General features: G+C 70.8%; 19 protein-coding genes. 10 read left to right on the top strand and 9 right to left on the bottom strand.

Annotated features, from left to right (window positions below):
* Positions 1-32 precede the first annotated feature (32 nt).
* The 4 genes from WBG79_RS09130 to WBG79_RS09115 form a co-directional block, all read right to left on the bottom strand.
* Positions 33-1,058: an aldo/keto reductase gene (locus WBG79_RS09130; protein WP_337356797.1), complete on the bottom strand. Its 1,026-nt coding sequence runs from the start codon at positions 1,056-1,058 to the stop codon at positions 33-35.
* A 95-nt stretch (positions 1,059-1,153) separates the two neighbouring features.
* Positions 1,154-1,600, bottom strand: coding sequence for a TIGR01244 family sulfur transferase (locus WBG79_RS09125; RefSeq protein ID WP_337356796.1), 447 nt, complete (start codon positions 1,598-1,600; stop codon positions 1,154-1,156).
* Between the two features lie 69 nt (positions 1,601-1,669).
* Entirely contained in the window at positions 1,670-1,858 is a 189-nt protein-coding gene (locus tag WBG79_RS09120; protein ID WP_337356795.1) for a hypothetical protein, read from the bottom strand.
* 16 nt (positions 1,859-1,874) lie between these two features.
* Positions 1,875-3,251 (bottom strand): sulfatase-like hydrolase/transferase, encoded by a 1,377-nt coding sequence (locus WBG79_RS09115; RefSeq protein WP_337356794.1) that lies wholly within the window; start codon positions 3,249-3,251, stop codon positions 1,875-1,877.
* A gap of 190 nt (positions 3,252-3,441) precedes the next feature.
* Here WBG79_RS09115 and WBG79_RS09110 point away from each other — a divergent pair, with 190 nt between their 5' ends.
* Positions 3,442-4,407: a formylglycine-generating enzyme family protein gene (locus WBG79_RS09110; RefSeq protein ID WP_337356793.1), complete on the top strand. Its 966-nt coding sequence runs from the start codon at positions 3,442-3,444 to the stop codon at positions 4,405-4,407.
* Here the strand turns inward: WBG79_RS09110 and WBG79_RS09105 are convergent.
* Both WBG79_RS09105 and WBG79_RS09100 read right to left on the bottom strand, forming a co-directional pair.
* Complete coding sequence (locus tag WBG79_RS09105) at positions 4,368-5,891, bottom strand: sulfatase (RefSeq protein ID WP_337356792.1); 1,524 nt, start codon at positions 5,889-5,891, stop codon at positions 4,368-4,370. The two genes, WBG79_RS09110 and WBG79_RS09105, sit on opposite strands and share 40 nt — an antisense overlap.
* 124 nt (positions 5,892-6,015) lie before the next feature.
* A complete protein-coding gene (locus WBG79_RS09100; protein ID WP_337356791.1) occupies positions 6,016-6,930 on the bottom strand; it encodes a LysR family transcriptional regulator in 915 nt (304 codons plus the stop codon).
* A gap of 192 nt (positions 6,931-7,122) precedes the next feature.
* Here WBG79_RS09100 and WBG79_RS09095 point away from each other — a divergent pair, with 192 nt between their 5' ends.
* From WBG79_RS09095 to WBG79_RS09080, 4 genes are all read left to right on the top strand, one after another.
* Positions 7,123-8,493 carry an ABC transporter substrate-binding protein gene (locus tag WBG79_RS09095; protein ID WP_337356790.1) on the top strand — a complete coding sequence of 457 codons (1,371 nt, stop codon included), beginning with the start codon at positions 7,123-7,125 and terminating at the stop codon, positions 8,491-8,493.
* Positions 8,494-8,641: 148 nt separating this feature from the next.
* Positions 8,642-9,538, top strand: a complete 897-nt coding sequence (locus WBG79_RS09090) for a carbohydrate ABC transporter permease (RefSeq protein WP_337356789.1) — start codon at positions 8,642-8,644, stop codon at positions 9,536-9,538.
* Positions 9,535-10,353, top strand: a complete 819-nt coding sequence (locus WBG79_RS09085; protein WP_337356788.1) for a carbohydrate ABC transporter permease — start codon at positions 9,535-9,537, stop codon at positions 10,351-10,353. The genes WBG79_RS09090 and WBG79_RS09085 overlap by 4 nt, the downstream gene beginning before the upstream one ends.
* Positions 10,354-10,366: 13 nt before the next feature.
* Positions 10,367-11,464 (top strand): ABC transporter ATP-binding protein, encoded by a 1,098-nt coding sequence (locus WBG79_RS09080; protein ID WP_337356787.1) that lies wholly within the window; start codon positions 10,367-10,369, stop codon positions 11,462-11,464.
* Between the two features lie 46 nt (positions 11,465-11,510).
* On the opposite strand, the gene modA is transcribed toward WBG79_RS09080, so the two are convergent.
* On the bottom strand, positions 11,511-12,287 hold the full coding sequence (gene modA / locus WBG79_RS09075) for a molybdate ABC transporter substrate-binding protein (RefSeq protein WP_337356786.1): 777 nt from the start codon (positions 12,285-12,287) through the stop codon (positions 11,511-11,513).
* A gap of 204 nt (positions 12,288-12,491) precedes the next feature.
* On the opposite strand from modA, the gene WBG79_RS09070 reads away from it, so the two are divergent.
* Entirely contained in the window at positions 12,492-13,046 is a 555-nt protein-coding gene (locus WBG79_RS09070; RefSeq protein ID WP_337356785.1) for a YciE/YciF ferroxidase family protein, read from the top strand.
* 61 nt (positions 13,047-13,107) lie between these two features.
* Here WBG79_RS09070 and WBG79_RS09065 read toward each other — a convergent pair whose 3' ends face one another.
* Positions 13,108-13,536, bottom strand: coding sequence for a DUF1330 domain-containing protein (locus WBG79_RS09065; protein WP_337356784.1), 429 nt, complete (start codon positions 13,534-13,536; stop codon positions 13,108-13,110).
* A 202-nt stretch (positions 13,537-13,738) separates the two neighbouring features.
* On the opposite strand from WBG79_RS09065, the gene WBG79_RS09060 reads away from it, so the two are divergent.
* The 3 genes from WBG79_RS09060 (at position 13,739) to WBG79_RS09050 (ending at position 16,048) form a co-directional block, all read left to right on the top strand.
* Complete coding sequence (locus WBG79_RS09060; protein WP_337356783.1) at positions 13,739-14,596, top strand: aldose epimerase family protein; 858 nt, start codon at positions 13,739-13,741, stop codon at positions 14,594-14,596.
* A gap of 117 nt (positions 14,597-14,713) precedes the next feature.
* Complete coding sequence (locus tag WBG79_RS09055; RefSeq protein ID WP_337356782.1) at positions 14,714-15,544, top strand: quinoprotein dehydrogenase-associated putative ABC transporter substrate-binding protein; 831 nt, start codon at positions 14,714-14,716, stop codon at positions 15,542-15,544.
* Positions 15,545-15,841: 297 nt separating this feature from the next.
* Positions 15,842-16,048: a ChaB family protein gene (locus WBG79_RS09050; protein ID WP_337356781.1), complete on the top strand. Its 207-nt coding sequence runs from the start codon at positions 15,842-15,844 to the stop codon at positions 16,046-16,048.
* A gap of 75 nt (positions 16,049-16,123) precedes the next feature.
* On the opposite strand, the gene WBG79_RS09045 is transcribed toward WBG79_RS09050, so the two are convergent.
* The gene (locus WBG79_RS09045; protein WP_337356780.1) at positions 16,124-17,629 is read right to left on the bottom strand and encodes an amidase; all 1,506 of its coding nucleotides are present in this window, start codon (positions 17,627-17,629) and stop codon (positions 16,124-16,126) included.
* Positions 17,630-18,219: 590 nt separating this feature from the next.
* Between WBG79_RS09045 and WBG79_RS09040 the strand changes: the two genes are divergently transcribed.
* Entirely contained in the window at positions 18,220-18,903 is a 684-nt protein-coding gene (locus WBG79_RS09040; RefSeq protein WP_337356779.1) for an isochorismatase family protein, read from the top strand.

Below are 18,903 nucleotides of genomic sequence, written 5' to 3'. Positions count from 1 at the left end.
GCCGCGGAGGGGAGACCCCCCGGGTGTCGCCCTCAGCCTACCGGCGGCGGGTTGCGGTCCGGGGACGTGCGGCGCTGGTGCCAGTAGGGGTAGACCGGCCGGACGGCGCTCGCCGCGTCCAGGCGGGCGATCTGGTCGGCGGAGAGCTTCAGGTCGGCCGCGGCGAGGTTGTCCTTCAGCTGCGCCGCGTTGCGGGCGCCGATGGCGATGCCCGAGACGGTGGGCCGGGCGAGGAGCCAGGCGAGCGCGACCTGGGGGATCGAGCGCCCCACTTCGGCGGAGACGGCCTCGAGCACGTCGGTGACCGCGAAGAGCTGATCGTCGGGCACGGGCCAGCTGGCGTCGGTGGCGGCGCGGCTGTCTTCCGGCGGACGGCGGTTGCGGCCGACCTTGCCGGAGAGCTTGGAGCCGGAGAGCGGGCTCCACACCAGCGTGCCGACATTCTGGTCGAGACCGAGCGGCATGAGCTCCCATTCGAACTCGCGGGCGACCAGAGAATAGTAGACCTGGTGGGTGACCGGACGCGGGAAGCCGTGACGGTCGGCGAGCGCGATCATCTTCATCAGGTGCCAGCCGGAATAGTTGGAGACGCCGTAGTAGCGGATCTTGCCGGCCCGCATCAGGCTGTCGAGGGCACGCAGCATCTCCTCGATCGGGGTCAGGGCGTCGAAGGCGTGCAACTGGTAGAGGTCGATGACATCGGTGCCGAGCCGCTTCAGGCTCGCCTCGCAGGAGCGGACGATCTTCTCGCGCGAGGTGCCGCGCTCGTTGACCCCCGGGCCCATGGGCATGCCGGTCTTGGTGGCGATCAGCAGCCGGTCGCGGCGGCCCTTGACGGCCTGGCCGAGGATCTCCTCGGAGAGGCCGCTCGAATAACTGTCGGCCGTGTCGAAGACATTGCAGCCGGCATCGAGGCAGATGTCGACCATTTCGGTCGCCTCCGCGACGTCGGTGGCGCCCCACTTGCGCAGGAACTCGCTGGCGCCGCCGAAGGTGGCGGTGCCGAAGACGAGGGCCGGGACCATCAGGCCCGACCCGCCCAGCGTGCGATACTCCATGGTGTCCTCCTCCGTCCTTCAGACAGGGAGCCTGTCTAGCACGGACCGGCCCGGCGCGGCCGCCGCAGCCGGCATGCGGGAGGAGCGGGACGGGCTCAACCGCGGGCGGCGCGGCCGAGAAGCGTGATCGGCTCGGCATAGGGGCGCAGGTCGTAGCCGGCCTCGGCCGCGGCGGCGACGATCTCGCCGAGGTCCCGGCCGAGGGCGGCGCTCGCCGCCGCCCAGAGGATGGTCGAGCGCGTGCCCGACCGGCAGTAGGCGAGGATGGGCCCCTCCCCGGCCTCGATCAGGTCGGCGAGCGCGCGGACCTGGTCGGGGCGGACGTCGGCGCCGCGGAACGGAATGTGCTCGGCCTTCAGGCCCGCCGCGCCGGCGGCGCGGGCGACCTCGACGAAATCGGGCTGGCCGGCCGGGGCCTCGCGATCGGGGCGGTTGCCGACGATGACCCGGTATCCCGCCGCCGCGATGGCGGGGACGTCTTCGACGCCGATCTGCTCGGCGACCGCGAAGTCGTCGGCGAGGCGCTTGAACTCGATGGCCATGGGAGGTCTCCTGGTTGGTCGACCTTCACATGGCACGGGTCGAAAGCCTTCGCCAGGGGTGGCGGAGCGTCAGCGCGGGCGGCGGCGGCGCCGGGAGACTGGGCCGGGCCGGGCTCCGCCGTCGCCGGCCTCGCGGTCGAGCCGGGCCCGCGTCGCCGGACCGGGACCGCGCATGTAGTGGCGCGACGGCTCGTAGCCCGCGCCGACCAGCCGGCGCAGGAGGCGGAGCAAGGTGCCGAGCGGACCGCGATCGGGCATGGGGTCTGCCTCCGGCTCACACCGCGAGCGGGCTGCGGTAGGGGTCGATGGCGTGGCGGGCGGGGTCCTGCCCGGCGCCGGGCCAAGGGATGCGCTGGAAGGGGTCGACCCCGACATGAGGCTCGATGGACGGGCGCTTGCCTTCGACGGCCTCGATCCAGCGCAGGAGGCGGCCCTGCATGTCGTCGGCGACCGGCCGGAAGGTGGACATGCCGGAGAGGTTGACGAGCTCGTAGGGATCGTTCTCGAGGTCGTACAGGAAGGCTTCGCGGTAGACGTCGGAGTCCGGCCGGTCGGGGTCGTACGGGGCCGTGACGGCGTATTTCCACTTGGCGGTCCGGACGCCGCGGCCCGTCTCGGTCTCGCTGATCTGGAAGAAGACGTCGTCGCGCCAGGGCGCCTTCGGGTCGCGCAGGACGGGCAGGATCGAGCGGCCGGCCATGCCGTCGGGAACGGCCAGGCCGGCGGCGTCGAGGAGGGTCGGGGCGACGTCGACGGTGGAGAAGAGCGCCCTCACCTCGCCGCCCCCCTTGAAGCCGGGACCGGTGATCAGCGTGGGCACCCGGATCGAGCTCTCGTGGCAGGAGCGCTTGTACTCGTCGTTGCGGGTCTTGAAGTGGCAGGCGTGGTCGGAGGTGAACATCACCACCGTGTCGTCGAGGAGGCCGAGGCTGCGCAGGGCGTCCATCAGGCGGCCGAAGGCCTCGTCGAGACGGCGGACCATGCCGTAGTAGCCGCCGATGTGGTAGGGCGCGGAGCCGCGCAGGGTGTCGAGGTCGGGCGGCATCCACAGGTTCGACAGGACGGTGTGGCCGTAGGGCGCCGGGTAGTTGTCGATCGAGTTCTGGTGGTGCGGCTCCAAGAAGGAGAGGAAGAGGAAGAAGGGCTCGTCCTGGTGGCGGTCGACGAAGCGGATGGCCGCGTCCGTCAGGGCGTCGACCCGATATCCAGGCAGCTTGACGCGCCGGCCGTCGCCGTCGAAAACGCGCGTGTCGTAGGCGTCGGAGGTGAATTCCAGGAGGTTGGCGCCGAGCCATTCCCGGTAGCCGCCGCGCTCGGGGCCGGGCACGGGGTCGTCGGTGCCGAGGTGCCACTTGCCGATGTAGCCGGTGTGCCAGCCGTTCCGGCCGAAGACCTTGGCGAGCGTCTCGGCGTCCTGCGGGAGCGGGATGTGGTTGCGCCAGCAGCCGGTCTCGGTGGCGAAGCGGCCGGTCTGCATGGAGGACCGGGCGGGTCCGCAGAGGGGCTGGCAGGTGAAGGAGTTGAAGAGGTGGGTGCCCTCCCGCGCGCAGCGGTCGAAGTTCGGCGTGAGGTTCATGGGGTTGCCGTGCAGGCCCGATGTGTCGTGGCGCTGCTGGTCCGTGAAGAACACGATGACGTTCGGCTTCCGCATGCCGCCACCCCCCGCGGTCCGGCCTCGATCGGGCCCGTTCGTGTCGGCACTATCGTGTGCGGGCGGCAGGCGAAAAAATGATATTGCGTGCGCCTCGCCATAGCCGGGCGGCATGGCGGCGGACCGAGGAAGCATTTGCGCGCGGCGCGGGGCTGGCCGATGCTGCGCCGGGAACGGCGGCGGAGGCGGCATGACGGACGCGACATCGGGATGCTGCGGCGGGCTCGCGCGGGGCGGGGCGGCCGAGGCGGCGCCCCTGCCTGAGGCCCGGACGGGCGGCGGCGCGCCCGGCGACGTGGTGTGGTTCGAGGGGGGGCCGAGCTTCGTGGGCACGGACCGGCCGATGCTCAAGCCGGACGGCGAAGGGCCGCGCCGCAAGGTGCAGCTCCGGCCCTACGGCCTGGAGCGCAGCACGGTGACGAACGGGCGCTTCCGCGACTTCGTGGCGGCGACGGGCTACGTCACCGAGGCGGAGCGGTTCGGCTGGAGCTTCGTGTTCCAGCTCTTCGTCGACCCGACCGTCACGGCCCCGGCGCCGAACGAGGTGCCCTGGTGGCGGGCCATCGACGGGGCGACCTGGGCGGCCCCGGAGGGTCCGGGGTCCTCGATCGAGGACCGTCTGGAACATCCGGTCGTGCACGTCACCTGGAACGATGCGCGGGCCTTCGCGGCCTGGTGCGGAGGGCGGCTGCCCACGGAGGCGGAGTGGGAGCATGCGGCGCGGGGCGGGCCCGAGGACCGGCGCTACCCGTGGGGCGACGAGGAGCCGAGCGACCGCACCATCCTCTGCAACATCTGGCAGGGGCGCTTCCCGGACCTCAACACCGCCGTCGACGGATATCTCGGGACGGCGCCGGCGGAGTCCTTCGCGCCCGGGCCGGCCGGGCTCTTCAACATGGTCGGCAACGTCTGGGAGTGGTGCGAGGACCCGTTCCGCATCCGCTCGATGGCGCGCGACGCGCGGGTCCGGGACCGGGCGGCGGTCGCCGAGAAGGAGCGCCTGATGAAGGGCGGCTCCTATCTCTGCCACATCTCCTATTGCTACCGGTACCGGATCGCCGCCCGCATGGGACGATCGCCCGACACCTCCACCGGACACACGGGTTTCCGCATCGCCTACGATGCGCCCGCAGGCTCCAGGCCGACGCGGGCGTAGGCTTCCGGGGGCGCATCGGTCTCGGCCATCAGGCGCCGCATGAGCGACACCATGCGGGCCTCCGCGTTCGGGTCGGCGAGCGGCGTGTCCTGGCCGGGGTCGGCCGCGAGGTCGTAGAGGCGGGTCTCCTTCTCCAGGAGGCAGCCCGGGCCGTAGTTGTCGTAGAAGGGCGAGCGGTGGATGACCGGCACCTTCAGGAGCGGCACCCCCTTGGTGAAGCTCCGCGGCGGGGCGAGCGTCGTCGCCTGCATCTCCTCGGGCGTGAACATCGACCGGATGTGGGTCGGCATCACGGTGTACTGGTAGATCTCCTGGGTGGCGATATCGAGCGGGAAGCGGTGGTAGGTGTAGCGGCCGTCGACGACGTTGATGGCGCCGCCGAAATAGCCGAAGAGCGCCGCCTCGCGCAGCGCGACGTCGTCGTCCAGCATGGGCAGGACCGACAAGCCCTGCATCTCGGCGGGCCGCTCGGCGCCGAACATCTCCAGGAAGGTGGCGGCGAGGTCGATGTTCTGGGTGAGGCCGCGGCGGCGGGTGCCCGGGGTCCCGCGGGTCGGGTGGTAGAAGAAGAAGGGGATGTGGGCCACCTCCTCGTACATGTTCATGCGGTTCTTGGCCCAGAAGTCGTGCTCGCCGAGCAGGAAGCCGTGGTCGGTGGTGAGGATCAGGGCCGTGTCCTTCCAGAGGTCGTGGGCGTCGAAGGCGTCGAGCACCCGGCCGAGCTGCCAGTCGCAGAGCGACACGACCGCGTAGTAGTTGGCGCGCAGCTCCTCGCATTCCTCGGGCAGCTCGTCGACGCGGCCGTAGCGCGGCCAGTCGCGGATCGGGCCGTTCCAGCCCGTCTTGAAGGCCTCCTTGAACCGGGCCGGCGCCATGAAGGGCTCGTGCGGGTCGAAGGTCTCGATCTGCAGGAGCCAGCCGTCGGCGTCGCGGTTCAGCTCCAGGAAGTCGAGCCCGGCGTCGAAGCACTTCACCTGCGGAAACTCGGCCTCCTCCCGGATGAACTCGCGGTTGATAATGTCCTGGGCCTTGTAGTGGCGCCGGTCTGTGAAGAACTGGCGCTCGTGATACATCTCGCGCAGCCGCTCCCAGTGGGGCTGGACCATCGCCTTCCAGGGATCGCCCTCCTGGCCGCGGATGAAATCCCACGTGTCGTAGCGATTGTGGTACGTGGCACCTCCGTCCTCGAAGTAGTGGTAGTGGTCGGTGACGAGATGGCTGTAGGCGCCCGCGCGGGCGAGCAGTTCGGGGAAGGAATTGTCGAAGGGCTCCAGCGGGCCCCAGCTCCGGTGCAGGAAGGACAGGCGGCCGGTCTGCAGGTCGCGCCGCGCCGGCATGCAGGGCAGGCTGCCCACATGGTGGCCGTCGAAGGTCACGCAGCGGCGGGCTAGGCGGTCGAAGTTGGGGGTCGGGATGCGCGTGCCGCCATAGGGGCCGAGCATGTGGCGATTGAGCGAATCGAACAGCAGGAAGACGACTTTCATGGGCCCCCGGGCCTCCTCCAGGCGCGGCGGCGCTCTCGCGGCGCCCTCGCGCATCGTGCGGAGGGCGCAGGGTGGGAAGCGGTCCGGCGCCTGACAAATGATTTCGGGGCCGCCCGCCATAGCCTCAGGGCATGGGGACGCCGAGGTGCTCCGTCTGGCGGGCCGTCGAGGCGGCGACGAGTTCGACGAGGCGGGCGACGATCGGGATGGAGCGGGCGGAGTGGCGCAACGAGACGCCGGTCTCGAAGCGGCGGATGGGGGTAATGGGCCGGCGCACCAGCAGGCCCGCCTCCTCGATCACGGGCGCGAGCTGGGCGGGACCGAGCATCAGGTAGTCGGAGCCCGAGACGATCCGAAGCCCGGTCGCGTGGGAGGACGTGGTGACCGCGACCGTGAAGGCGTGGCGGCCGGCGCCCATGAAGCGTTCGAGCGCCCGCAGCACACGGTCGTCGTGCTGGAAGAGCACCCAGGTCTCGCCGGCCAGATGGTCGGCGTCCATGGGCGCATCGGCGAGCCGGTGGCCGCGGCGCATGATGATGCCCTGCTCGGCCTCCATGAGGGGAATGGAATCGACGCCGTAGATCTGCTCCTCGGGGCTCAGCTCGCCGCAGACCACGTCCAGCTCGCCGCGTGCGAGCATCGGCATAGTGACCCGGTTGATGGCGGCGACGACGTTGAGGCGCGTGCGCGGGAACTCGCGGGTGAGCGCCTCGCAGACGATCGGGATGTGCAGCATGTGGTAGAGCGGGCCCGCCCCGATGTTCAGGACCGGCAGGTGGCCGTTCTTCAGGGCCCTCAGCTCCTCAACGGCGAAGCGGTATTCCGCCTCGATACGGCGGGCGCGCTCGTGGAAGCGCTCGCCGAAGGGGGTGAGCACCACGCCGCGCGGCAGGCGCTCGAAGAGCGGCGCGCCGAGTTCGGCCTCCAGGCGTTTCAGGAGCTTGGTCAGGGACGGCTGGGCGAGCGCCACGCGTTCGGCGGCCGCCGTCAGGGTGCCCTCCTCGACGATGGCGAGGAAGGCGCGGATCTTGCGGTCCATCGATAGCCTCCGTGCATGGGAAGCCGATCCAATTTTCATTTCTTCGGAATGTCAAACGCCCCTAGCATACCTCGGACAAGAAGAGACCGGGTCGGATCAGGCCCGGGCGGTCGGGTGCGTGCCTGGCCGACGACAGGCGGACGGGATGTCCGACGGACGGTCCTGGACCGGCCGGACAAGGGGAGGACGAGAATGCTGGATCCCATGGCTGCGCTGCGCCGGGCCGTCGCCGGCGCCACCCTGGTGGGCCTCGCGGCCGCGGCCCCGGCGCCGGCCGCCGCCCAGGGCAAGTTCCTGGACGTCGGCAAGCAGGCGCCGATCACCATCCTGATCAACGCTTCGCCCTGGTACGCCGGCTTCGAGAAGGCGGTCGACCTCTACGTCAAGCAGACCGGCAACGAGGTGAACCTCGATGTGACGCCCTATGGCGGCATGCTCGAGAAGGCGCGCAACGCCGTGCGCGGCTCGACGAGCCCCTACGACATCCTCAACCTGGACTCGGGCTGGACCATCGAGTTCTACGAGGCCGGGTTCCTGAAGCCGCTCGGCGAGATCGACGCCTCGATCAAGCTGCCCGAGGAAGTCCTGGAATGCGGCAACACCTTCTGGTGGAACGCCGACAAGCGCTACCGGACCCCGGCGGGCGGCAAGCTGATGGGCGTGCCGCCGAACTGCAACATCCATATCGTCGCCTACCGGGCCGACCTCTTCAAGCAGGCGGGGATCGAGGCGCCGAAGACCTATGACGACGTGCTGGCCGCCTGCAAGAAGGTGCAGAACCCGCCGGGCCTGTACGGCTTCGTGACCCGCGGCGAGCGCGGCAACGGCATCCGCTACGACTTCTCCACCTTCATGCTCGGACACGGGGTCGACGTGGTGGCGGACGCGTCGGGCGGCGACTACACGGTGACGATGAACAGCCCCAAGGTGCTGGCGGCGCTCAACCAGTTCATCACGCTCATGAAGACCTGCGCGCCCACCAATGCCGGTTCCCTCGGGCAGGCCGACGTGATCCAGCTCATGTCGAGCGGCAAGGCCGCCATGGTGCAGACGGTGATCGCCGCCTGGGGCAACTACGAGGACAAGACCAAGTCGGCGGTCGCCGGCAAGGTCGCGGCCGCGCCGGTGCCGCAAGCGGTGCCCGGCCAGAAGGCGGGCGTCGCCATCGGCAACTGGAATTTCACGGTGCCGAAGAACACGCCGGCCGACCGGCAGAAGGCGGCGGTCGCCTTCATGAAGTGGTTCCTGACGGGCGAGGCCCAGCGCGCCTACGCGGAGGCCGGCGGCATCCCGGTTCGCGTCGACACGCTGAAGTCCGACCTCGCCCAGAAGCCGCAGTTCAGCTGGATGCCCGCCTATCTCGCCTCCATCGAGATCGGCCAGCCCACGCTCGGCTTCGCCGAGAGCGCCGAGGTGGAGCAGGTCATGGGCCTGCGCCTCAACCAGGCGCTGATCGGCGAACTGGCTCCCGCGAAGGCCCTGAACCTCGCAGCCGACGAGATCGCGGCGATCTTCACCCGCACGGGCCGCAAGACCGGCAAACTCCCGCCGCTGCCGGAGTGAGAGACGGGGCCCGGGCCTTCGGCCCGGGCTCTCCCGACCCGGCGAGCCGCCCGGTGCGCCGGCCGGTTCCGGCCCCGAGCCTCCCAGCACCTCCGGCGCGCCCGCCGCGGCGCGCCGCTCTTTTGTCGGATCCCTCCGGAGACACTGGATGCGGTCGCGCGCCGGCGAATTCCTCGATCGGACCTTTCCCACCTGGAGCCTGGCGCCGGCGGCGATCATCTTCATCGTCCTCTCGGTCTATCCGATCCTCAACCTCCTCCACATGAGCGTCTCCACGTTCCGGACGGTGGACGGGGTGGACCGGGCGACCTTCGATCCGCTCGCCAACCTGCGCTTTTTCGCGACCGACCCGGTGCTGAAGGCGGCGATCGTCAACACGCTGATCTTCGTCGCCGTCTCGGTCGCGATCGAGCTCCTGATCGGGCTTGCGCTGGCGATCCAGGTCGCCCGGCTCAGGCGCGGCAAGGGGCTGATCCGCACGCTCATGATCCTGCCCATCCTGGTGCCGCCGGTCGCCATCGGCAGCATGTGGAAGCTGATCCTCAACTACGACTTCGGCGTCCTGAACCAGGGCCTGGCGCTGGTCGGGCTCGGGCCGGTCAACTGGCTCGGCGACCAGACGCTGGCGCTCGTCTCGGTGATCATCGTGGACGTCTGGCACTGGGTGCCGTTCATCTTCCTGATCCTGTTCGCCGCGGTCGAAGGACTTCCGGTCGACGTCATGGAGGCGGCGAAGATAGACGGGGCGACGGACCGGCAGGTGACCTGGCACGTGATGCTGCCGCTCCTCAAGCCCGCCATCTCGGTCGCCTTCATCTTCCGGGCGATCCTGGCCTTCAAGGCCTTCGACGAGGTCTTCCTGCTGACCGGCGGCGGACCCGGTACGTCGAGCGAGCTGATCAGCCTGCACCTCTACAAGATCTTCTTCGTCCAGAACAACGTCGGCTACGGCGCGATGCTGTCGATAACCATGATCCTCATGGTGGTGGCCTTCCTGCTGGTCGCCCGACAGGCGACCGCGTCGGGCGCGGGGGACCGGCCATGACGCGCGCCACCTGGCTCGGCTCGGTGTTCCTGGTCGTCTCGACGGTCCTGATCGTCGGGCCGTTCCTGTGGATCCTGATGACCTCGTTCAAGTTCCAGATCGACATCTACCAGGGCAACTGGATCTTCGAGCCGACGCTCTCTAACTACGAGGACGTGCTCTTCTCGCGGCGGTCGAAATTCACCAGCGTGCTGTGGAACAGCATGGTGGTGGCCACCGTGTCGACCACGATCGTGCTCGTCGTGGGCACGCTCGCGGCCTATTCGCTGCACCGTTTCCGCTGGTCGCCGTGGATCAGCCGCGGGCTCCTCGCCTGGATGCTGTTCTTCCATATGATCCCGGTGATGACGCTGGTCGGGCCCTGGTACCTGATCTTCCGCGAGATCGGCCTCTACAACAGCTACACGGGCCTGATCGTCACCCACGTCACCATCAACCTGCCCATGACGGTCTGGCTGATGATGGCCTTCTTCCGCGAGATCCCGCGGGAGATCGAGGAGGCGGCGCAGATGGACGGCTGCCGGCGGATCCAGGCCTTCCTGTATGTGGTCCTGCCCCTGGTCGTGCCCGGCCTCATCGCCTCTGGCGTGCTCGCCTTCATCTTCAGCTGGAACGAGTTCGCGATCGCCCTCAACCTCACCTCGCGGGCGACCGCGACGGTGCCGGTCGGCGTCGCCCGATTCGCGCAGGACTACGAGATCCAGCACGCCCAGATGGCGGCGGCCTCGGTGGTCGCCACCATTCCGGCGGTCCTCATCATGTTCTTCGGCCAGCGCTTCGTCGTCCGCGGACTGACGCTCGGCTCGGTCAAGTGACGGGAGAACCCCCATGGCCTCAGTCGACATCCGCGGCGTCGCCAAGTCCTTCGGCCCCGTCGACGTGATCCGGCGGCTCGACCTCGCGATCGCGGACGGGGAGTTCATCGTGCTGGTCGGCCCGTCGGGATGCGGCAAGTCCACGCTGCTGCGCATGATCGCCGGGCTGGAGGAGACGACCGCGGGGGACATCGTGGTCGGCGGCCAGCGGGTCAACGACCTGGAGCCGCGCGACCGCGACATAGCGATGGTGTTCCAGTCCTACGCGCTCTACCCGCACATGCGCGTCGACCAGAACCTCAGTTTCAACATGCGGCTGCGCAAGCGGCCGAAGGACGAGATCGCAGGGGCGGTGCAGTCGGCGGCCGGCATCCTCGGGCTCGGCAGCCTGCTCGAGCGCTTCCCGCGCCAGCTTTCGGGCGGACAGCGCCAGCGGGTCGCCATGGGGCGTGCCATCGTGCGGCACCCGAAGGTGTTCCTGTTCGACGAGCCGCTCTCCAACCTGGACGCCAAGCTCCGGGTGCAGATGCGGGCCGAGATCCGCAAGCTGCACCTGCAGCTCGCCGCGACGTCGATCTACGTGACCCACGACCAGGTCGAGGCGATGACCATGGCGGACCGGATCGTGGTCATGAACAAGGGCGAGATCGAGCAGGTCGGCAGCCCGCTGGAGCTCTACGACCGGCCCGCCACGCTGTTCGTCGCCGAATTCATCGGCTCGCCCGCCATGAACCTGTTCGACGGCACCCTGGAGCCCGGCGGGCTCTTCCGGGCACGCGAGGGATGGTCCCTCCCCCTCCCCGCCGTCGAGGCGCCCGCCGCCGCGTCGCGGCCGGCCGTGCTGGGGGTGCGGCCCGAACACCTGTCGATCGGCGAGGCCGGACCGATCGGCTCGACGGTGCAGCTCGTCGAGCACCTGGGGCCGGAGAGCTACACCTATTGCGACGGGGGGCGGACGGGGCTCGTCTGCGTGCGGGCGCCGCGCACCTTCGAGGCCCCGCGCGGCCAGGCGGTCCGGCTCGGGGTGCGGGCCGAGGCCGCGCATCTCTTCGACGCGGAAACGGGCCGGTCGCTCCGGCGCGGCGGAACGGGGGCCGCGGGGCGGGGCTGACGCCCGGGCCCTCCCCCGGCGCCGGGAACGCCGCGAGGGGCCCGCCTCACTTCAGGACCACGAAGCCCTCCGCCTCGAAGACCGGCCGGGCGGCCGGAGAGGCGAGGTACTCCAGAAAGGCAGCGGCGTCGGGGTTGGCGGAGGCGGCGGTCAGCGCGAAGGGGTAGACGATGGGGGCGTGGGTGGAGGCGGGGAAGACCCCGACGACGCGCACCCGCGGTTCGCTGCGGGCGTCCGTGGCGTAGACGATGCCGAAGCGCGCCTCGCCGCGCGCGACCAGGGCGAGGGCGGCGCGGACGTTCTCGGCCCCGGCGATGCGGGGCGCGACCTCGGCCCAGACCCCGAGGGCGGTCAGCGCCTCCCGGGCATATTTTCCGGCGGGCACCGACTCGGGGATCCCGGTCGCCAGGCGCGACTCGCCGATGGCGGCGGCGAGCGGGAAGCCGGGGGCGATCGTCAGGTCCGCCGGCGTGTCGGCCCTGGTGACGAGGACGAGGCTGTTGCCGAGCAGGGTGCGGCGCGTCTCCTTGCGGATCAGGCCGCGCTTCTCGGCCCAGTCCATCCAGTCGAGATCGGCGGAGGCGAAGAGGTCGGCGGGCGCCCCCTGGTCGAGCTGCCGGGCGAGCGCCGAGGAGGCCGCGAACGAGAAGGTCACGGCCCTGCCGGTCTCCGCCGTCCACCGGGCCGCGACGGCCTGCAGCGCGGTCTGCAGGCTGGCCGCCGCGAAGACGAGGACCGGCCGCCTCTCCTGCCCGGCCGCGGGCTGCAGGCACGCCATGGCCAGAACGAGGGCGAGTGCGGTCCGGGCGATGCGGATGATCATGGGACGATGCGATCCGTCAGGGTCACGGGCAGGAGCGGACGCTACGCGCGGGACCGGCCCCCGGCAAGATCCCGCCGCGGCCGGGCCGCCGTCCGCGCTCCTGCCCCGAGCCCCGTCGACGCGATCCGGCCGCCATACGCGCGGCCCGGGGGAACCGGCATGGCTGTCCGCAGGTTTCCGGAGCCCAAGACAGGAGAATCATCCATGGCCGCGAAGCAGAAGACCCTCCAGGACGCTTTCTACGAGACCCTCAAGGACGTGTACTACGCGGAGCGCAACTCCGTGCGCGCGCTCCGGAAAGCCGCCAAGTCGGCGCAGGCGGACGAGCTCAAGTCCGCCTTCGAGACCCATGCCGAGGAAAGCCAGAACCAGGTCGAGCGGCTCGTGCAGGTGTTCGAGTCGATCGGCAAGCCGGCGCGCGGCAAGACCTGCGAGGCGATGCAGGGGCTGAGCAGCGAGATGGACGAGCACCTGGAGGACTTCCAGGGGTCCCCGGCCGCCGACGCGGTGCTGATCGCCGGCGCACAGGCGATCGAGCACTACGAGATCTCGCGCTACGGCACGCTGAAGACCTGGGCCGCCCAGCTCGGCTACCAGGATGCGGCGCGGCTTCTCGAGGAGACGCTCGCGGAGGAGAAGAAGACCGACGAGCTCCTGACCCAGATCGCCGAGACCATCAACGTCCAGGCCGACGAGGGCGAAGGCGAGGAGCAGGACGCGCAGCCGCAGAAGCGCCGCGCCTCCGGCAGCCGCAAGTAACCGGTCCGGCGGCCGCGCGCGTCCGTCGCGCGCCGGCCGCCGCACCGTCCCGACGTTCGGGTCAGTCCACCCCGGGAGCGGCGAAATCCGCCCCCGGGGCGAGCGGGGCGAGGCGGAGGAGCCGGGAGTCGGCCACGCCCGCCTGCCGATGCACCATGGCGGCCCGGTAGCGCGGGTCCCGGATCATGGCCGCGAAGGCCGCCACGCTCGGATACTCGGCGATGAAGGCGAGGTCCCAGCGTTCCGTCTTCGGTCCGATCAGCATCAGTTCGGGCCGGCCCCGCCAGACGATCCGGCCGCCGAGCCCCTCGAACACCGGCCGGCTCTCGCGCCCGTAGGCCGCATAGGCCTCCTCCCCGGTCGCGACGCGGCCGTCCGGGTAGACAGCCTCGGCGCGCAGCGCGATCAGGTTCAGCATGTGGATGGGGCCGGGCCGGTCGGCGCGCTCGAAGGCGGCGAAGTCGTCCTTGCCGAAGCTCGTGTGGCTCATCGGGCTCCTCCTCTGGCGGCATCCTAGCGGATCGGCCGGGGGCCCGACCACCGGGGCGTGACCGACGCGCACCCTCCGTGTAGGGTCCGGCGGCCCGGTCCGACGCTTCGGCGCGCGGGGGGCGAGGATGAACGGTGGAGCGGGAGCCGGGATGGATCCGGACGGATCGACGGCAGCGGCAGGGGGTTCGATCGGACCGACCGTGGACCTCGTCCGCGGGGCGGTCTCGGCGACGCTCGCGCCGGCGCGCGGCGGGCGGCTCGCGCGGCTGACGGTCGCCGGCCGGGACGTCGTGGCGCCGATGGACGGCTGGGGGCCGGACCCGCGGATCTGGCCGAAGACCGGTGCCTACCCGCTCGTCCCCTATTCGAACAGGATCCGCGACGGGCTCCTGCGCTTCCGCGACCGCTCCTACCGGCTCACGCCCCATCCCGATGCGGCGCCCTCCACCCTGCACGGGACCGGACACCTCCGGCCCTGGGCGACGGAGGCCGCGCGCGAGGGAGCGGCGAGCCTCGTCCTGCGTCACGAGCCCGACGAGCATTGGCCCTGGGCCTTCGAGGCGCGTCAGGACTTTACGCTGACCGGGGACGGGATCGCGGTCGACATCGCGTTGCGCAACACCGGCACGGAGGCCTTTCCCGCCGGCATCGGCTGGCACCCCTTCGTGCCGGCCGGACCGGACGCGACCGTCACGGTCGACGCCGGGACCGCCTGGGTGCTCGACGCCAGCGGCCTGCCCACTGGGGCATCGGGGCCGGCCCCGGCAGGACCGTCGCCCGCCTCCGCGCACCTCTCTGTCTGGCGCCGGGCGCGCCTCGCTGAGCCGGACGGCTGGACCGTGACGCTGACCGCCGACCCGAACTTCCTCCACTTCATCGTCTGGCGGCCGCCGGGCGGCCGCTATGCCTGCCTCGAGCCGGTCAGCCATCTCGCCGACGGATTCAACCTCGCGGCCCTTGGCCTCGCCGCTCCGGAGGCGGCCGGCCTGGTGGTGCTCGAACCCGGCGCAACGCTCCGAGGGACGGTGACGCTCGCCGCGGGTCCAGCCGAGCGCTGACCCGGAGCCCAGAAGCCGGGCCGCCCCGACGCCGGAGGGCCCCGGGGGCAGGCGCGGGCGGCACGGGGAACAATGCCGGGAGGCCCGGCTTTGGAAGTCCCTGTCCGGGACATCGCCATGCGCCGCAGCCGAGCCGCCGCCATCCTCCTCGCCGGTCCGCTCGCGGCCCCGGCCCGGGCCGAGGCCCTGCGCGTGTGCGCCGACCCCAACAACCTGCCCTTCTCGAACGAGGCCCGGGAAGGATTCGAGAACCGTATCGCGGCGGTGGTCGCCGAGGCGCTCGGCCGGGAGCTGGCGTTCACCTGGTGGGCCCAGCGACGCGGCTTCGTCCGCAACACGCTCGCGGCCGGGCTCTGCGACGTGGCGATCGGGGTGCCGGCCGGCTACGACCCGGTCGCGACCACGCGGCCCTACTACCGGTCGACCTACGTCCTCGTCTCGCGCAGCCGGGACAAGCTCGACGCGGCCTCGCTCGACGATCCGCGGCTGGACTCGCTGCGCATCGGCGTTCAGCTGGTGGGCGACGACGGGGCCAATACGCCGCCCGCCCACGCGCTCGCCGCCCTCGGGCTCGGCGGCAACCTGCGCGGCTACATGGTGACCGGCGACTACGGCACCCCGGCGCCGGGCGCCGCCATCGTCGACGCGGTCGCGGCCGGAGAGGTCGACGTCGCCGCCGTCTGGGGGCCGCAGGCGGGCTATTTCGCCGCGCGCGCAGCCGAGCCGCTGACCGTCATGCCGATCGCAGGCGGGGGGCGGAGCGGTCCCTTTCGCTTCCAGTTCGACATCGCCATGGGAGTCCGGCGCGGCGACCGGGACCTGCGCGACCGTCTGGACCATGTCCTGGTCCAGCGCCGCGCGGACATCGAGGCAATCCTCGAAGACTACCACGTGCCGCTTCTCCCGCTCCCGCCGGCCGGCACGGCGGCGGGGGCCCGCCCGGATTGAGGCCGCCGTGCAGGGCGGGCCGGCGCTCCGGCGCGACGACCGGGGCTCGCGGCGGCATCGGAATTCGGGCGGGACGTCCGGCGGAGCGCTCGGCAGCCGCTTGCGCAGACGGTCCGGTTGCCGGCCGTCCGTAGTCTCACGGCTGCAACGGCTTGGGCTGTACCATTAATATTTTAGTGTCGCTGTGTGCCATCGCGGCGGCGAGAGGACCCGAAACTGGCCCCGCGGGCGGCGGGGCTTCCTTTTTTCCGGCAGTTCCCTCACGCAGCAGCCGGCAGGAGCCGGGCAGGCGGGCCCATGCCCTATGCGAGCGCAGACGATCTCCCCGACTCGGTGCGCCGGCACCTGCCCGCTCACGCCCAGGACATCTTCGTCGCCGCCTTCAACAGCGCCTACGCGTCCCACGCGGGCGAAGCGGACCGCGAGGCGCGGGCGTTCCGGATCGCCTGGGCGGCGGTGAAGCGGCTCTATCGCAAGGCCGACGGCGCGTGGGTGCTACGGTAGTCGGCTGCGCATCGCCGCGGGACCGCCGCGGGCGGCGGGGTCCGAGGACCGCCCCGCCTCGCGGCGCACCTCCCGTCAGGCGACAGCCGCTTGCGCGGCCGCGTCGAGGTCCGGCACGCGCCGGGCCTTGGTCTGCTGCTCGAAGGCGTAGGCGTAGCGCACCATGGCGAGGTCGTCGTAGGGGCGGCCCAGGAAGGCGATGCCGGCCGGCAGACCGATCGAGGTGTAGCCCGCCGGAACGACGATGGTCGGCACCGGCCCCAGGAAGGTGTTGATGTGCGGCGCGCCCTTGTGGTTGACCCAGGGCGGATTGATGCCGTCGGCGATCAGCGTCGGCTCGTGCTCGATGGCGGTGTGCACGATCGCGTCCAGGTCGTGGTCGGCCATCACCTTGAGGAACCGGGTCATCAGGAGGTCGCGGGCCTCCAGATAGCGAGCGTAGGCTTCCGGCGTCCCCTCGCGGGCCCAGCGGGTCTTCATCTGCGGCGAGACGCCCGGATACTGCGGCGAGGCCATGGCATCGGCCTTCGACCGGTAGGGGGCGTCCGGCAGGTCCGCGACGTAGTATTCGAAGGCTTCCGAACCGTGGGTCGGATGGCCCGCGCGCAAGGCCAGCAGTTCCTTCAGCTCAGGGATCTCGATCGGATCGACCAGCGTGGCGCCGGCCGCCGTGAGGGCGCCAAGGCTGGCGTCGAAGACGGCCCGCACGCGCTTGAAATCCTCGGAGTCCGGCTCCGCGTCGACACCGATCGAGGTGCGCAGCACGCCGAGGCGGACGCCCTGGAGGCCACCGGGGGCGATGCCGTCGACGAAGGAGCCCTTCAGCTTGCCGACGCCGTGGGCGGTCACCGGGTCGACCGGATCGTAGCCAACGAGCACGTCGAGGATGCGGGCGGCGTCCTCGACCGTGCGCGCCATCGGGCCGACCGAACCGAGGACCGAGGGCCAGCCGTCATAGACGCCGCCGCGGCTGACGAGGCCGACGGACGGGCGCATGCCGACGACGCCGTTCCAGATCGAGGGACGACGGATGGAGGCGAAGCCCTCCTGGCCGAGCGCCACCGTGCAGAAGTTCGCCGAGACGGCCGCGCCGGAGCCGCCGGAGGAGCCGCCGGCCGTGCGGTCGACGGCGTAGACGTTGCGCGTGGAGCCGAAGAGGGACCCGTGGGTGTCGCCGGCGCCCATCTCGCCCAGCGTCGTCTTGCCGAGCATGAGCGCGCCGGCGGCGCGCAGGCGCGCGATCAGAAAGGCGTCGCGCTTCGGCCAGTTGTCGCGAAAGAGGATCGAGCCGCAGGTGGTCGGCATCTCGCGGACGTCGATCTGGTCCTTGACGAGGATCGGCACGCCGTGCAGGGGACCGACGGGGCCGCTCTCCTTCAGCTTGCGGTCGAGCTCGGCGGCTTGCGCCTCGACCTCGGCGTTCACGCTGATCACCGCGTTGATGCGCGGGCCGGCGCGGTCTAGGCGGCGGATCCGGTCCAGATACCAGGCCACCACCTCGGCGGCGGTCCACTCGCCCGCCTCGTAGCCGGCGATCAGGCGCGAAATGGTGATCTCGGAAAAGTCCGTTCTCGTCGTCATGGCGTTCCTCGCGGGGCTTGGGTCCCGGGCCTCGGCACGCGGTCAGGCGCGCCGGGGGCCCGGCGGGGATGCCGGCGGGGAAAGCAAACATCGCGCCACGTGCAGGTGGCCGGGATCGGGTTCCGGCACCCATCACCAGACTGTCCCTGTCTTGGATACGATCGCCCTGACGCGTACGGGGCGCGGCCGGAAGGTGCGTTTGTGGAGCCATCCCACTGTTCTATCGAGATTGCCGCCTCGTGCCGGGGGGCGGTTTGCCGTGGAATTAGGCGACGCCAATCAGACCGTCTCCGCAGTTTTGTATCCAAATCATCGCTTTTTCCATTATCAGAAGCTGCTGGAACCCATTTTTTGTGCACAATTTTAGTGATCTGTGTATCGACTGTGCATCCGCGTCCCATACCCGACTCCTCCCGCAACGGAATTCCTGCAGAAAGCTTATCGTCAGGCCCAGTGGATCAGATGGCACGCCGATTGCTGATGACGCAGCGACCCGGTCTACGGACGGTTGGCGGCGGGCCCGAAGCAATTCATGGACCCGCATGCGACCGCCGGAGACTTTTGCCATCGGTCGACCAGGGAGATGCGGGATGTACGGCTGGGAAAGCTATCTGAGCGAGCGCGACAGGAAGCACGACGAGCAGTGGGGCAAGAAGGCCCTGTTCGGCTTCGGCGGCCGGCCGGCGCTGCTGCTGATCGACATCTACTACAGCGTCCTCGGGCTGAAGCGGGAGCCCATCTTCGAGTCCATGAAGATGTGGCCGAGCAGCACGGGCCTCGAGGGCTGGGAGGCGGTCGACAAGACGGCCGAGCTCCTCGCGGTGGCGCGCAAGGCCGGCATCCCGGTCGTCCACATCAAGGGGCTCGACACCAACATCGCGCCCTGGGTGCACCGGCACCGCGAACCCTCGAAGCTCTCGCCCGAAATGCGCAAGAAGGGCATGGAGATCGTCGCCGAGGTGGCCCCGGTCGAGGGCGAGGTGGTGATCGAGAAGACCGCGCCGAGCGGCTTCCAGGGCACGCCGCTCGCCTTCCACCTGACCAGCCTCGGCATCGACACGCTGATCTGCTGCGGCGAGACGACGAGCGGCTGCGTGCGCGCGACCGTGGTGGACGGGGCGACGAACCGGTTCCGGATGGGCGTCGTGAGCGAATGCGTCTTCGACCGCACGGAGGCGTCGCACTTCATGAACCTCTACGACATGCACCAGAAGTACGCCGACGTGATCACGCTCGACATGGCCAAGGACTACCTGCGCAGCAAGGCGCGCTGA

Source organism: Prosthecomicrobium sp. N25 (assembly GCF_037203705.1).
In the GTDB taxonomy this organism is placed as follows: domain Bacteria; phylum Pseudomonadota; class Alphaproteobacteria; order Rhizobiales; family Ancalomicrobiaceae; genus Prosthecodimorpha.
The sequence above is the reverse complement of the archived record's forward strand: the minus strand, read 5'-3'. Positions and strand labels throughout refer to the sequence as shown.

What these genes read in the sequence shown, in the direction of transcription:
- WBG79_RS09130 (WP_337356797.1), bottom strand. Translation starts at nt 1,058, where the DNA reads ATGGAGTATCGCACGCTGGGCGGGTCGGGCCTGATGGTCCCGGCCCTC.
- WBG79_RS09125 (WP_337356796.1), bottom strand. Translation starts at nt 1,600, where the DNA reads ATGGCCATCGAGTTCAAGCGCCTCGCCGACGACTTCGCGGTCGCCGAG.
- WBG79_RS09120 (WP_337356795.1), bottom strand. Translation starts at nt 1,858, where the DNA reads ATGCCCGATCGCGGTCCGCTCGGCACCTTGCTCCGCCTCCTGCGCCGG.
- WBG79_RS09115 (WP_337356794.1), bottom strand. Translation starts at nt 3,251, where the DNA reads ATGCGGAAGCCGAACGTCATCGTGTTCTTCACGGACCAGCAGCGCCAC.
- WBG79_RS09110 (WP_337356793.1), top strand. Translation starts at nt 3,442, where the DNA reads ATGACGGACGCGACATCGGGATGCTGCGGCGGGCTCGCGCGGGGCGGG.
- WBG79_RS09105 (WP_337356792.1), bottom strand. Translation starts at nt 5,891, where the DNA reads ATGAAAGTCGTCTTCCTGCTGTTCGATTCGCTCAATCGCCACATGCTC.
- WBG79_RS09100 (WP_337356791.1), bottom strand. Translation starts at nt 6,930, where the DNA reads ATGGACCGCAAGATCCGCGCCTTCCTCGCCATCGTCGAGGAGGGCACC.
- WBG79_RS09095 (WP_337356790.1), top strand. Translation starts at nt 7,123, where the DNA reads ATGCTGGATCCCATGGCTGCGCTGCGCCGGGCCGTCGCCGGCGCCACC.
- WBG79_RS09090 (WP_337356789.1), top strand. Translation starts at nt 8,642, where the DNA reads ATGCGGTCGCGCGCCGGCGAATTCCTCGATCGGACCTTTCCCACCTGG.
- WBG79_RS09085 (WP_337356788.1), top strand. Translation starts at nt 9,535, where the DNA reads ATGACGCGCGCCACCTGGCTCGGCTCGGTGTTCCTGGTCGTCTCGACG.
- WBG79_RS09080 (WP_337356787.1), top strand. Translation starts at nt 10,367, where the DNA reads ATGGCCTCAGTCGACATCCGCGGCGTCGCCAAGTCCTTCGGCCCCGTC.
- modA (WP_337356786.1), bottom strand. Translation starts at nt 12,287, where the DNA reads ATGATCATCCGCATCGCCCGGACCGCACTCGCCCTCGTTCTGGCCATG.
- WBG79_RS09070 (WP_337356785.1), top strand. Translation starts at nt 12,492, where the DNA reads ATGGCCGCGAAGCAGAAGACCCTCCAGGACGCTTTCTACGAGACCCTC.
- WBG79_RS09065 (WP_337356784.1), bottom strand. Translation starts at nt 13,536, where the DNA reads ATGAGCCACACGAGCTTCGGCAAGGACGACTTCGCCGCCTTCGAGCGC.
- WBG79_RS09055 (WP_337356782.1), top strand. Translation starts at nt 14,714, where the DNA reads ATGCGCCGCAGCCGAGCCGCCGCCATCCTCCTCGCCGGTCCGCTCGCG.
- WBG79_RS09050 (WP_337356781.1), top strand. Translation starts at nt 15,842, where the DNA reads ATGCCCTATGCGAGCGCAGACGATCTCCCCGACTCGGTGCGCCGGCAC.
- WBG79_RS09045 (WP_337356780.1), bottom strand. Translation starts at nt 17,629, where the DNA reads ATGACGACGAGAACGGACTTTTCCGAGATCACCATTTCGCGCCTGATC.
- WBG79_RS09040 (WP_337356779.1), top strand. Translation starts at nt 18,220, where the DNA reads ATGTACGGCTGGGAAAGCTATCTGAGCGAGCGCGACAGGAAGCACGAC.